This is a genomic window from Undibacterium sp. Ji22W, assembly GCF_049340305.1.
In the GTDB taxonomy this organism is placed as follows: Bacteria; Pseudomonadota; Gammaproteobacteria; order Burkholderiales; family Burkholderiaceae_D; genus Undibacterium.
The window spans coordinates 466,983-480,787 of the sequence record NZ_JBMPOU010000003.1 but is presented as its reverse complement, the minus strand read 5'-3'; the positions used below and the strand labels follow the sequence as shown (position 1 = coordinate 480,787).

Annotated in this window: 14 protein-coding genes; 9 read left to right on the top strand and 5 right to left on the bottom strand. The window is 45.5% G+C overall.

The annotated features are described in order from the left end of the window. Window positions 1-338 precede the first annotated feature (338 nt). On the top strand, window positions 339-689 hold the full coding sequence (locus ACO0KW_RS14660; RefSeq protein WP_423054003.1) for a hypothetical protein: 351 nt from the start codon (window positions 339-341) through the stop codon (window positions 687-689). A gap of 2 nt (window positions 690-691) precedes the next feature. Beyond that, window positions 692-1,636, top strand: coding sequence for a glycoside hydrolase family 18 protein (locus tag ACO0KW_RS14655; RefSeq protein WP_423054002.1), 945 nt, complete (start codon window positions 692-694; stop codon window positions 1,634-1,636). 412 nt (window positions 1,637-2,048) lie between these two features. Here ACO0KW_RS14655 and ACO0KW_RS14650 read toward each other — a convergent pair whose 3' ends face one another. From ACO0KW_RS14650 to ACO0KW_RS14640, 3 genes are all read right to left on the bottom strand, one after another. Further along, window positions 2,049-2,141, bottom strand: a complete 93-nt coding sequence (locus tag ACO0KW_RS14650) for a VOC family protein (protein ID WP_423054000.1) — start codon at window positions 2,139-2,141, stop codon at window positions 2,049-2,051. 248 nt (window positions 2,142-2,389) lie between these two features. Then, the gene (locus ACO0KW_RS14645) at window positions 2,390-2,911 is read right to left on the bottom strand and encodes a carboxymuconolactone decarboxylase family protein (RefSeq protein WP_423053999.1); all 522 of its coding nucleotides are present in this window, start codon (window positions 2,909-2,911) and stop codon (window positions 2,390-2,392) included. Between the two features lie 215 nt (window positions 2,912-3,126). Continuing rightward, window positions 3,127-3,675 (bottom strand): peroxiredoxin, encoded by a 549-nt coding sequence (locus tag ACO0KW_RS14640; protein WP_423053997.1) that lies wholly within the window; start codon window positions 3,673-3,675, stop codon window positions 3,127-3,129. A gap of 389 nt (window positions 3,676-4,064) precedes the next feature. On the opposite strand from ACO0KW_RS14640, the gene asd reads away from it, so the two are divergent. Both asd and ACO0KW_RS14630 read left to right on the top strand, forming a co-directional pair. Further along, the gene (gene asd, locus ACO0KW_RS14635; protein WP_423053996.1) at window positions 4,065-4,904 is read left to right on the top strand and encodes an archaetidylserine decarboxylase; all 840 of its coding nucleotides are present in this window, start codon (window positions 4,065-4,067) and stop codon (window positions 4,902-4,904) included. 247 nt (window positions 4,905-5,151) lie between these two features. Further along, window positions 5,152-5,799, top strand: a complete 648-nt coding sequence (locus ACO0KW_RS14630; RefSeq protein ID WP_423053995.1) for a TonB family protein — start codon at window positions 5,152-5,154, stop codon at window positions 5,797-5,799. A gap of 128 nt (window positions 5,800-5,927) precedes the next feature. Here the strand turns inward: ACO0KW_RS14630 and ACO0KW_RS14625 are convergent, their stop codons facing one another. Next, on the bottom strand, window positions 5,928-6,536 hold the full coding sequence (locus tag ACO0KW_RS14625; RefSeq protein ID WP_423053993.1) for a glutathione S-transferase N-terminal domain-containing protein: 609 nt from the start codon (window positions 6,534-6,536) through the stop codon (window positions 5,928-5,930). A gap of 399 nt (window positions 6,537-6,935) precedes the next feature. Between ACO0KW_RS14625 and purB the strand changes: the two genes are divergently transcribed. The 5 genes from purB (at window position 6,936) to ACO0KW_RS14600 (ending at window position 10,854) form a co-directional block, all read left to right on the top strand. Beyond that, entirely contained in the window at window positions 6,936-8,363 is a 1,428-nt protein-coding gene (purB, locus tag ACO0KW_RS14620; protein WP_423053991.1) for an adenylosuccinate lyase, read from the top strand. A gap of 250 nt (window positions 8,364-8,613) precedes the next feature. Beyond that, entirely contained in the window at window positions 8,614-9,153 is a 540-nt protein-coding gene (locus ACO0KW_RS14615) for a cytochrome b (protein WP_423053990.1), read from the top strand. Between the two features lie 32 nt (window positions 9,154-9,185). Further along, window positions 9,186-9,752, top strand: a complete 567-nt coding sequence (locus ACO0KW_RS14610) for a YceI family protein (RefSeq protein WP_423054673.1) — start codon at window positions 9,186-9,188, stop codon at window positions 9,750-9,752. A gap of 21 nt (window positions 9,753-9,773) precedes the next feature. Beyond that, window positions 9,774-10,343, top strand: a complete 570-nt coding sequence (locus ACO0KW_RS14605; protein WP_423053988.1) for a YceI family protein — start codon at window positions 9,774-9,776, stop codon at window positions 10,341-10,343. Between the two features lie 76 nt (window positions 10,344-10,419). Beyond that, complete coding sequence (locus ACO0KW_RS14600) at window positions 10,420-10,854, top strand: MarR family winged helix-turn-helix transcriptional regulator (protein WP_423053987.1); 435 nt, start codon at window positions 10,420-10,422, stop codon at window positions 10,852-10,854. A gap of 151 nt (window positions 10,855-11,005) precedes the next feature. On the opposite strand, the gene secA is transcribed toward ACO0KW_RS14600, so the two are convergent. Next, window positions 11,006-13,768 carry a preprotein translocase subunit SecA gene (secA, locus tag ACO0KW_RS14595; RefSeq protein ID WP_423053986.1) on the bottom strand — a complete coding sequence of 921 codons (2,763 nt, stop codon included), beginning with the start codon at window positions 13,766-13,768 and terminating at the stop codon, window positions 11,006-11,008. Between the last annotated feature and the right edge of the window lie 37 nt (window positions 13,769-13,805).

Below are 13,805 nucleotides of genomic sequence, written 5' to 3'. Positions count from 1 at the left end.
ATTTAATATAGCTCTTCTAGCAACGTAGCAATCTCCAATCTCACCTTCGCTTGTCAAAATGTCTCTGTTGATGTGAATTAGACCAATTTAGTCTGGTTCTTCAAGCAGCAGGACTGCCATACCACTTAGTTTTTTAAAATAATGAGCTGGGCAAAAATGACGTATGGGGAACTCGTCCAACTGGTGAATGTGCATTCGATGACAACACCGATCCAGGTACTGGAACACCGAAATGCATTCCAACTAAACAAGAGGCGGAAGCAGCGGGAATCAGTAAAACTTCCAGTCCCCTTTTTCAACAAATCAAAGCTTCGGTTCGTACCTTAGATACTACATCTGTGGAAGCCGTTACACCTGCACGAGTGGCGAATCCGGCGAATGTCAAACGCGTAGAACGCTTGCTCTCGGCAAATGACTGGCAAACCCTGTTTGTGATGCGCGACCCAAGTTATACCTATGTCGGTTTTCTGCAAGCGATTGCGAAGTTTCCAGCGGTATGTGCAGACCATAGCGATGGTCGGAATGCCGATGCTATTTGTTGCAAAGGTATAGCCACCATGTTTGCCCACCTGGCGGTGATGGTTGGGGCGATTACCAACGCGGCTTCGCGGCAAATGAATCAGTTGATGGTGTTGGTGATAGCTGGGATGCCAAACTCAAAGGCAATTTCAATCAACTCAAAAAACTAAGATTGTGTAACCCGAATCTGAAAGTATTGATTTCTCTCGGTGGTTGGACCTGGTCGAAAAATTTCAGTCGATTTTCTATGATGGACGCTTCTTGTAAAGCACTGGTGACTTCATGCATTGACCTGTACGTCAACGCCAATTTGCCGAATGCCGAAGGTGCTGGTGGCACGGGCGTAGCCAAAGGCATTTTTGATGGTTTCGATATTGATTGGGAGTATCCCGTTGCTGTTGGTTTACCGACGAACACTTATCACGCCGCTGACAAACAGAACTTCACTTTATTGTTAGTGGAATTCCGTACACAATTAGATGCTCTCGCAACAGCCAATAAACGCAAATACTATTTGACCGTTGCGATAGGAGTTGGCGCTGACAAAGTTCGCAATACTGAACCCGGCTCGTATCGTATGCATTTAGATTGGGTCAACGTCATGACTTACGATTTTCATGGCGGCTGGGAAGCGGCAGGCCCGACTAATTTCCAATCCAATTTATTTCGGGATCCAACCGCGCCAGTCACAGGTGATTTGATCAAGTATAACGTTGATGATGCTGTCAATGCCTTAATCGCTGGCGGTATGCCAAAAACGAAAATCGTCGTCGGGATTCCTTTCTATGGACGTGGATGGAAAAGTGTTGCGGCTGATCCTAAAGGCGACGACCTATATCAAAGCGCAAGCAGCCCCGCTGCTGGAACTTACGAGGCTGGCATAGAAGATTACAAAGTCTTGGTGCAGAAACGTGCGACACAATACACCCATGCTGTCACTAAACAATTGTGGAGCTACGACGGCAACGAGTTCTGGAGTTATGACGATCCAAGCGTAATCAGCACCAAATCGAGTTATGTCAAAACCCAGGGACTGGGCGGATTATTTAGCTGGTCTTTGGATGGCGACGATGCACGGGGCAATTTACTCAAAGCGATGACTGCAGTCAGACAATAAATAGGCATCAGCATTCATTTTCATAGGCCTATGTCAGTGGTACTCACCGATCTCACCAAGGGACTCTGGTACCACTGATTTGGCTTTTGATTTTTTTAAACCTTGGCGCATTCCCACAGAGATCTGGGTTCAGTCTCGCCATATCGGATCAGACACGGCTGATGTGGCGCCAAGCGCATACAATTCGAGTGGCAATCCATCCGAATCTCTTCTACTCGCACCCCTCTGGCAATCGAATCGCGTCTGCATAGTTCAATGTCGGTAACGGCAAACGCCAGATGCCGCAAACCTTGCGCCTCAGGATAGGACGGACGCACAGCTGCGCAGGGAAAAGAAAACAATTCTATTTTCCCACCGTCGGGCAATACCAAATCTAACTTAGACGATCGACGCTCAAGACGATAATGCTCAGCTATGATTGCCAACCCAAAATCTTTACATAAAAATTTTTGGAGAGCTCATAGTCAGAACAAATGATGGCAACGTGATGGATGTTAAGCAGCATAGTGACGGTGACAGGCTCAACCTAAAAAACCGATTTCAAATGCATTGACGTTTTGCAGAGAGTCATCTCCGCAGCCAGAAGTCGCTATACCATGACGTCACGCGAGTGTAACGCAAGCGCATTTTTACCTTCCAATTGCTATGTCAAATTACGTCTCATGCTATTTTGCGCTGCCGATCGAAACCAAAATCAACAACACAGCTCTAGTGATATCTGATTGCATAGCGGCAGCTCCAAAATATAATTGATCAAGCTTCTGCCGCTATCACTTGTGATGCAGCATTGATCACGGCGGCAATCCGCCCAACATCACGTAATTGCGTAGTGGACATACCTTCTTTACGCAACAAATCAAAATGCGACTTAACGCAGAAATGGCATTTGCCAACGATAGAAGCCGCCAGAGCATACATTTCAAAACGACGTTTATCGACGCCACCATTCGTCGCGTAAGCATTCATACGTAGCTGAGCCCCTTGAGTTTTCAAGTCTTCATCACCTGCCATTTCGACAAATGGGTACCAAACATTGTTCATCCCCATCAAAGAAGCAGCCGTCATTGCAGCCTGCACTTCTTCGGGTGCGATATGTCCAGAGTTCTTGATCAAATCAATCAACACTTTACTTTTCGCTGCAAACGCAGCCGCCAAGGCAACCGCCACAGCATCATTACCTTCCAGACTAGAACGTGCGATCGTACTGTCCACATTCAAACGAATATCTTTAGCATAATCAGGAATGCTATTTTTAATCGCAGTAAGAAATTCCATAGTTTTCACCTATCAAAAAGCGTTTTTAAAACCCGCCGAAGCGGGTTGATTGTACTGCGAACGACGCGCTACAGCTAACCGTAATCGCGATTAGCAATTCACATTCTCGGGATGCAGTGCATGGCGCGCACCTGAGCAATATGTCAATATTGCGAGGATCGCATTACGTCAATACCTACACCGCAATGCGCCCGAAAATTGAATTTATAACGCGATTACAATGTTGAGCCGCCTACCGTACGATTACATGGGCACAGCTCATCCGTTTGCAAACCATCCAAAATACGCAGGATTTCAGTCGGGTTACGGCCAACATTCAAGTTGTTGACAGACACGTGTTGAATGACATTGTCAGGATCAACGATGAAAGTTGCGCGCAATGCCACGCCAGCATTCACATCACGTACACCCAACATATTGACCAAAGAACCTGTCGCGTCGCCGAATGCATAGTGATTCAACTTGTCCAGATCTTTGTGCTCACGGCGCCATGCCAATTTGCAAAATTCATTATCGGTAGAACCACCCATCAACACTGTGTCGCGATCTGCGAAATCATTCGTCAATTTAGCGAATTCAACAATTTCAGTTGGGCACACAAAAGTGAAATCTTTTGGATAAAAATAGATCACTTTCCATTTACCTGGGAAAGAAGCTTCAGTAATCGTTTCGAAAGCCGAAACGCCGTTTTCTTCGTGATGATTAAAACCTGGTTTAGCTGCTGGTACGCTGAATGCGTCGAGTTTTTGTCCTACTGTTTTCATTGATTTCTCCTGATAAATTAAGTGAGTATTTCAGTGGCTTCGTTAAATTTAATTTCAACAACAAATTCGGCTTCAATGCAATGAGAAGAAGTTTATCACTATGAATTTCAATAATCCAATAGATTGTAACTAACACCTCATTAGTGAACACCTAATGAGACTTCACAATATTTCGATCAATCGCAATCGATCCGCACATCATAGCTGGATTAAGCCAATGCAATATGACAAAGCAATGAAAAAGCGGGCGCCGATTTAGGTCCGACAAACGAATCAAGTCACTTACGATCAGAACATGCAGGCGAAATGTGGCGTCTACAAGCCAAAATGCAATATTTCATTGCTCTCCCGTTATAATCTCACATCTTAATTTAATCCATGAGCCAGCCGTGTCCGATCGATTAGCCGTTCTTCCCCAATACTTCCTGCCTAAATATTTGTTGACCTCATTTGCTGGCTTAGTCGCCAATGATCGCGGCGGCCGACGTACTACTCGTTTAATTAATTGGTTCGTCAAAAAATACAACGTGAATATGCAGGAAGCGGCGAATTCAGATACTGCCAGTTACGCGAACTTTAATGAATTTTTCACTCGCGCATTAAAGGCTGACGCTCGTCCAATGACAGCCTCAAAGTACGCCTGCCCCGTCGATGGTGCAATCAGTGAATTTGGTAACATTAACGAAGGTCAGATTTTTCAAGCGAAAGGTCATTATTTTTCTGCTACAGCTTTAGTCGGCGGCGATGCCACATTGGCAGAAAAATACAGCGACGGCCAGTTTGCAAATATCTACCTTAGCCCACGTGACTATCACAGGATACATATGCCATGTGATGGAAAACTCAAACGCATGATTTATGTGCCTGGCGAATTATTTTCAGTCAATCCAACGACTGCTCGCGGCGTTCCTGGACTCTTCGCCCGCAACGAACGCGTAGTCTGTGTATTTGATTCCCCGCATGGCGAATTCGTATTGGTGCTGGTTGGCGCCACAGTAGTTGGTAGCATGCAGACGACCTGGCACGGTATCATCAACCCACCGCGCAGTAAGCAAGTGCGCGAATGGAGTTATGCTGAACAGAATATCGTTTTGAAAAAAGGCGAAGAAATGGGGCGTTTCTTACTAGGCTCGACGGTAGTCATGCTGTTTAACAAAGATAGCATGAAATTTAATCCCAACTGGAAGCCAGCGGGTTTCGTGCAGCTTGGTGAAGAGATGGGCAATTAATTCGGCATCTATGCCACTTATTCAATCAAAGCGTCAACCTTGCCAATTCATACAATTAACTAATCGCCTCCATCGCCAGAGTATTTTTGTCTGAGCCAGCACCGCCACTCGCCCCACATTGAGCTAGCGCAAACTTTATAATCTTGCGCTGCACAATTTTCTTGCATACGCTTGAAAATTGATACATAATCTAAATACGAATTATTCTTATTTAGATTAAACGCAATTTTCAAATAGGTCGATCACTATGAATACGCTGCAAGCCCCACAACTTCCACGCCAATTTGCGACTGGTTCTGTGATTGCACTTTTGCATATTGTCATATTCGGTTTGATTATCTTAAGCCCAATAAAGCATTTTCAATCCGCGCCCAAAGAGACGGTTGTGATGATGGTTCCTAGTATGCTGCCCAAGCCGGTTGAACCTGTCAGCAAAGAAGTAAAAGCAACTTCCCCTCTCAATATAGCCTCTCCAGCCACGCCACAGCTTGCGATACAACACACGACACAGGATGCGATTACATCGGCGCCTGCAACGGCTGAGGTAACATTGCCGACGATGTCTGCACCAGCGGCCGCAACACCTGCAATCGTAAAAGTCGAACCGGCTGGTCCGAAAGTGATTAGCGCCGTAGAATATATTCAAGCGCCACAAGCCGACTATCCACCTATGGCACGCCGCATGGGCGAAGAAGGTCGCGTGGTCATGCAGGTTTTAGTCAATGACAAAGGTCGCGCCGAAAAAGTAGAAATCCTAAAATCTTCCGGCTTTGCCCGCTTAGATGAATCCGCCAAAGTAGCTTTATTACGCGCGCTGTTCAAACCTTATGTGGAAGATGGCAAAGCAACGATGGTTTTAGCGACAGCGAGTATCAATTTTTCTCTCCGTGGCTAAACTGTCAGCGAGAAAACACCCGTGTTCGCTGAATAGATTGCGCAAAAATCCTCGAAAAAAAAGCATGTTGAAAACATGCTTTTTTTTCGTCTACGGTAGCAGCGAAATTCACTGCAAACTTTATCGACTCATTCTGGCAAAGTCTCTTTAAACGATGGCCGCTCAGCCAGCTTATCAGCTAACTTAGCCAGATTCGAATATTCTTCGCGCCAGGCGATGGCAGGGAAACGGAACGCCAACCAACCTAAGCAGCATGCCACGCTAATATCCGCCAGTGTCAGATGATTACTAACACAAAACGCAGAATCGCCCAGCCCCTGTGACATCGCTTTTAGGCCCGCATTCACTTTATCCATCTGGCGATTCACCCAAGCGTCGCTCTGAATCGCCGGCTCACGCATAGTACGCTCCAGACGTACTAACACCGCTGCATCCAAGATACCATCGGCTAGTGCTTCCCAACTTTTCACTTCCGCACGTTCACGACCATGCGGCGGAATCAATTTACCTACTGGTGTCAGCGTATCCAGATATTCAACAATCACACGTGAATCAAACATCGCACCGCCATCTTCCATCAAAAGACAGGGTATCTTTCCTAAAGGATTGGACTGCTGAATCGTCGTTTCAGGGGCCCAGACGTTTTCAAGTATCAAGGCGTAATCCAGCTTTTTCTCCGCCATCACGACGCGGACTTTTCTGACGTAAGGACTTGTAAGGGAGCCAATGAGTTTCATAAGTGTAGTTGCGTAATTAATTAACAAAAGTTGTTCATTAACAATTACATAGCGAGTTTCAATTAAGCGAAATTATAGCATTGCCACCCGCAAAGTACCGGCATCCATGCTTAGCAATTCACCATCATCTTTTAGGGCCGCAAAAATGCTAGCCAGCCATGTTAAAATACGCGCTTTCGATTTAGGTGTTTTGTAGAAATTGAGACAAGTTAAGCTGTTTTTCTCGGGCTTTATTTGTTATTGAGAAAAGGTAGGAAAATAGGTTTGTCGGTTTTTCACCTCATCGCTTCACAATTTTTAATACTTTTAATCGTTGTTTTTTTCCTGCGCCAACAACTAAGCAACCAAGCGCCTCAGGAATTAGTTCGCCAACCGCCTCTTCAACTTCCTCTTTATCCTATGTCACTCTCTACTCTCTCCGCACTTTCCCCATTGGATGGACGTTACGCGTCTAAAGTGGATGCGCTGCGCTCCACTCTCTCTGAAGCTGGTTTCATGCATCACCGCGTGAAAGTGGAAATCTCCTGGTTGCAGGCTTTGTCACTAGCAGGCTTCACGGAAATCAAACCATTTTCTGATGCCGCAAATGCCTTGCTTAATCGTATCGCAGCAGACTTTTCCGAAGACGACGCAGCCCGTATTAAAGCCATTGAGGCAGTCACGAATCATGACGTAAAAGCGGTTGAATATTGGTTAAAAGAATCGGTCGGCTTAGCACTTCCAGAGAGCTACAATCATTTGCCGACGCGTACATTAAACATCGCTCCAGAAATCACTGTTGAATTAAAAGCGGCTGCAGAATTCATCCACTTTGCATGCACTTCTGAAGACATCAATAACACTTCACACGGCATGATGTTAAAAACAGCACGCGATAGCGTGATGTTGCCTGCCCTAAATAAATTAATCGCACGCCTGACAGAAATCGCGCATGACAACGCAGAAGTTCCTATGCTGTCACGCACGCATGGCCAAACTGCCAGCCCAACAACTTTAGGTAAGGAAATGGCCAACGTGGTCGCACGCTTACAACGTGCAGCACAGCGTATCGCACAGGTTGAGATCCTCGGCAAAATGAACGGCGCAGTAGGCAACTACAATGCACATTTATCTGCCTACCCACAACATGACTGGGAAACTTTTTCCAAAAATGTCATTGAGCAGCGTCTGGGACTGACTTACAACCCATACACGATTCAAATTGAACCGCACGACTACATGGCCGAAATGTTTGATGCGTTTGCCCGTGCAAACACGATTCTGCTCGATTTGAATCGTGACATTTGGGGTTATATTTCGGTTGGCTATTTCAAACAAAAAACCAAAGCAGGCGAAATCGGTTCCTCAACCATGCCGCACAAAGTCAACCCTATCGACTTCGAAAATTCTGAAGGTAATCTGGGCTTGGCAAATGCCTTACTCAAACACTTATCCGAAAAATTGCCAATCTCCCGTTGGCAACGGGATTTGACGGATTCCACTGTGCTACGCAATATCGGTGTGGCATTTGGTTACACCTTATTGGCGTATGACAGCTGCGTACGTGGCTTGAATAAATTGGAAACCAATCAAGCTCGTTTGACGGAAGATCTGGATAACACGTGGGAAGTATTGGCAGAACCTGTGCAAACTGTCATGCGTCGCTATGGGGTGGAAAATCCATACGAGCAACTAAAAGAGTTGACACGCGGCAAAGGTATTTCTAAAGACGCTTTGCGCGAATTCATTTTGGGCTTAAGTATTCCACAAGATGCCAAAGATCAGCTATTGACAATGACACCGGGGAATTACACGGGTATTGCAGCTAAATTAGCGAAAGCGATTTAACTTCATCCTCAACTGGTGAGTTGGCGACGATAAATGCAAATTTAGGACAATTTATCGTCAGTTGTTTCAAAAATGGGCACAAGAGACTTTGTTTCTTGTGCCCATTTTTCTTTCTAGAATTGGCATTCGGATCAGGTTCCCTAAATCAGTCGCGGGGTTTTCAGATAAATTCAGGCCGACGCAAGCAGACTTTCATTTTTTTTGCTATATTAGTCCTACTCCGAACTAATTTCCATTTTAGGAACTTTTCATGCAACGCTATTCCACCACTAGCATCGTCTTGCATTGGCTCATCGCCCTCCTGATCATTGCCGCATTTGCGATGGGCTGGTATATGAGCGACTTAAGAATCAGTCCGACCAAACTGAAGCTGTATTCATGGCATAAGTGGTTAGGAGTCAGTATTTTCGGATTGGTTGCATTGCGCTTGCTAGTTCGCTTAATCAAAGGTGCACCTGCATACCCCGATACGATGCAAAACTGGGAAAAGCAACTGGCGAATGCGATGCACAGTATCTTGTACCTGCTCATGATAGCCGTACCACTTTCTGGCTATCTCTACACCTATGCGGCAGGCTTCCCGGTTGTGTATTTCGGCTTGATTGAATTACCAGCGATCATCAGTCCTCATCCAGAATGGAAAGAAGGTCTGAAAGAATTACATGAAGTGCTGACGACGGGCATGTTAGTACTGGTCGGATTACATTTTGCCGCGGCGCTCAAGCATCACCTGATCAACAAAGACGGTATATTGCAACGTATGTTGCCTGCGCGTCTAACCAAGGAGTAAATATGTCTTTCACCTCAAACTTAAACAATGGCATGAACCGCGGCAAAAGTATCAGCAAACGTCTTCTGATCGCAGCAGCTATTTGCGCTTCAGGCAGCATACTGGCGGCGAATCTCACCATCGACAGCGGTAAGAGCAGCGTGCACGCGATCTTTAAGCAAATGGAGGTCCCTGTACAAGCCAAATTCAAGAAATTTCAAGCGACGATTGATTACAACGCCGCGAAACCAGAACTATCCACTGCCAAAGTCGACATCGACGTCAGCAGCATCGACTTGCCTGCGCCTGAATACAATCAAGAAGTCTTGAAAAAGGAATGGTTCAATGCTGCGCAATTCGCTAAGGCTAGCTTCGTTTCGACATCGATGAAGTCGCTAGGCTCGGGCAAACTTGATGTGAGTGGAAATTTAAGTATTAAGGGAAAAACTATCGCAGTACGTTTCCCTTTACAAGTCAAAACTGAAGGCAAAATTCTCAGCTTTGAAGGAAATTTGCCCATCAAGCGCCTGCAATTTAATATCGGTGAAGGTGAATGGAAAGATACCAGCATGGTCGCCGATGAAGTCGTCATTCAATTTAAAGTAGTCACCAACCAGTAATTCTAATCTAGGAGCTTCACCATGAAATTAAATCACTTTTTTGCTATCGCTTTATTTGCAGTTGCCGCACCAAGCTTCGCCCAAACGTATAAAATCGATTCCAAACATACTTACCCAAGTTTTGAAGCAGATCACAAAGGTATTTCTTTCTGGCGTGGTAAGTTCACCAAAACCGAAGGCACAATCACGCTCGATCGCACAGCGAAAACTGGCACGATGAACATCACTATCGATGCAAACTCTCTCGACTTTGGTTTGCCTGCGATGAACGATCATGCTAAGAATAAAGATATGTTTAATGTTCCACAATTCCCGACCATTACTTATGTCGGCAAATCAATGAAATTTGATGGCGATAAATTGGTCGCCGTCGAAGGTGAATTGACTTTATTGGGCGTAACCAAGCCAGTCAATTTAACCGTGAATAAATTTAAGTGCATTGAAGATGCGATGACGAAGCGCGAAACTTGCGGTGCGGATGCCAGCGCAGAATTTAAACGCAGCGATTTTGGCATGAATTTCGCGCTGAATTGGGGTTTTTCTCCTGAGGTAAAATTAGCGATTCAAGTCGAAGCAGCTAAAGCAAATTAATCTTTTCAAGAGCAATGATTGCAGGTTGGAAGCGACGCAAAGTAAGGTATTCCAACCGCAATCGACACTAATTTCTATGATAGAAAAACGTTATTTACGCAGCATACGTCTGTTATCAGAATGCATGCAGCTTTTCGAAAAAGCCTCTGCAAAACGCGTACGGGCAATGGGATTTACGGAATCGCAATTCGATATCATCGCGACCTTAGGCAATACGCCTGGGATGACGTGCAAAGAGCTCGGTGAAAAAACCTTGATCACCAAAGGCACCTTAACAGGCGTCCTAGATCGCCTCGAGAGCATGGGATTAATCCAACGCGAACGTGGTGAGGATAGACGCCAATTATTTATTAAGCTAACTACAGCAGGTGAGGTACGCTTCAATGAAGCTTTTCCCGAAATTGTCAATCAAGGTCGTAACACTTTTAGCACCTACCGCAGCGAAGATTTTGATGCATTAGAAGCACAATTACTTAAACTCAAAAATACTTTGAGCAGCGACAGATCCTGAGTCATTCGTCTACGAATTTACATGAAACTCTAGCACCATTTGAAATTTGAGTAGACAAAAAACGGGCAATAAAAAAGACGGCTTATCCGTCTTTTTTATTGCCCGTTTTACCTGAAGCTCATAAGAACTTACGATCCCAAGTTCCTAATTCTTAAGCTAACTTGCCATGGCATTGTTTGTACTTCTTGCCACTGCCGCAAGGGCAAGCATCATTACGTCCGATTTTCCAACCTTGTTCAACAATTGGTGTCTGCTCATCGGCCACAACTGGGCTTGGTGCCAACATTTCTTCCGGCGAAGCATTCGCATCAAATTCCGCGTGTTGGTAATGCACGTTCTCGACTTGAGATTGCGCCATTTGCTGTTCCGCAGCTTCGATCTCTTCACGGGATTGGATACGCACAGTGACGACAATTCGCACCACTTCGTTTTTGATCAAGTCCAGCATTTGACCAAACAATTCGAAAGCTTCACGTTTATATTCTTGCTTAGGATTTTTCTGCGCGTAACCTCGCAAATGTATACCTTGACGCAAATGATCGAGTGCCGCCAAGTGTTCACGCCAGTGATTATCGATACTTTGCAGCATTACACTACGCTCAAAACCAGCAAAGGCATCTTTACCAACAACATCCAATTTAGCGTCATATTCTGCTTTTGCGGCAGCGATAACGCGCACAAGAATATCTTCGTCGGTTAAATTTTTCTCAGTCTCGAGCAAACCTACCAAATCTAGATCCAAAGCCCACTCGCCTGCCAATACGGCTTGCAAACCAGCCAAATCCCATTGCTCTTCTACAGTCTCTTCCGGCACATATTGACGCACCAAATCATGGAACATTCCGTCACGCAAAGACGCAATCATTTCCGACATGTCATGCGCTTCGAGTAATTCATTTCGTTGCTGATAAATCACTTTACGCTGATCATTGGCGACGTCGTCATATTCGAGCAATTGTTTACGAATGTCGAAGTTACGTGCTTCGACTTTACGCTGTGCAGACTCGATCGAACGGCTGACAATACCTGCTTCGATTGGCTCGCCTTCTGGCATTTTCAGGCGATCCATGATTGCACGTACGCGATCACCAGCAAAGATCCGCAGCAATGCATCATCTAATGACAGATAGAATCGGGACGAACCAGGATCACCCTGACGACCAGAACGACCACGCAATTGATTATCAACGCGGCGCGATTCATGGCGTTCAGTACCAACGATGTGTAAACCACCTGCAGCAACAACTTGGTCGTGCAGAGACTGCCACTCATCACGTAATTTTTGCGATTGCGCTCGTTTCTCAGCATCCGATAAAGTTTCTGAGGCTTCGATCAGTTGCACCTGTTTCGCGACATTACCACCCAAGACAATATCCGTACCGCGACCAGCCATATTGGTCGCAATCGTGATCGCTTTTGGACGACCGGCTTGTGCAATAATTTCCGCTTCGCGTGCATGCTGTTTCGCATTCAAAACATTGTGCGGCAACTTGGCTTTTTCTAAAATACCGGATAGTAATTCGGAATTCTCAATCGACGTCGTGCCGACCAAAACCGGTTGGCCACGTTCGAAGCAATCCTGAATATCCTTCAGCATCGCGCCGTATTTTTCTTCGGCGGATTTGTAGACTTGATCTTGTCTGTCTTTACGTGCTGACGGACGATTCGGTGGAATCACTACAGTTTCGAGATTGTAGATCTCTTGGAATTCGTAAGCTTCAGTATCCGCTGTACCCGTCATTCCGGACAAGCGCGTGTACATACGGAAGTAATTTTGGAAAGTGATGGATGCCAAAGTCTGATTTTCGTTTTGGATACGAACACCTTCTTTCGCTTCCACGGCTTGATGCAAACCGTCAGACCAACGACGGCCTGTCATCATACGACCAGTAAACTCATCGACGATCACGATTTCGTCATCCAACACGACATAGTGTTGATCTTTAAAATACAACGCATGCGCACGCAAGGCTGCGTATAAATGATGAACCAGCGAGATATTCGCTGCATCGTACAAAGACGCGCCTTCTGGCAATAAACCCATTTGCGTCAAAATACGCTCAGCTTTGTCGTGACCCGCTTCGGTCAACAAAACCTGATGTGATTTTTCATCCTTGGTGTAATCACCCGGTACTTCGACGACGCCTTTACCATCCGGCGTTTCTTCACCGATTTGCAAAGTCAACAGCTTAGGTACTTCATTGATTTTGTAATATAGTTCGGTGTGATTTTCCGCCTGACCAGAAATGATCAAAGGCGTACGCGCTTCATCAATCAAAATCGAATCGACTTCATCGACCACGGCAAAATTCAAGGTCCGCTGTACGCGATCTTTGGCTTCATACACCATGTTGTCACGCAAATAATCAAAACCAAACTCATTATTTGTGCCGTAAGTAACATCGGAACTGTAAGCAACTTGTTTCGCATCGTGCTCTAACTGAGACAAGTTAACGCCGGTCGTCAAGCCCAACCAACCATACAACTGCCCCATTTGATCCGCATCGCGTTGCGCCAAGTAATCATTCACTGTGACTACGTGTACGCCTTTACCAGACAAGGCATTCAAGTAGATGGGCAATGTCGCCATGAGTGTTTTGCCTTCACCCGTACCCATCTCAGCGATCTTACCGAAGTGCAATGCCATACCACCAATCATTTGCACGTCAAAATGGCGCATCTTCAAGACGCGCTTACTCGCTTCTCGGCAAACAGCAAAAGCTTCTGGCAACAAGGCGTCCAAAGTCTCGCCCTTGGCAACCCGCTCTCTAAATTCTGGCGTTTTCGCCTTTAATTGATCATCCGACAAAGTTTCATACTTTGGCTCTAAGGCGTTGATTTCACGCACAATTTTTTGGTATTGTTTCAAAAGCCTTTGATTGCGGCTACCGAATATTTTGGTCAGAAATGACATGCTAGTAGTGAGTATGGTGGGTGTAGGTTCTAAAACA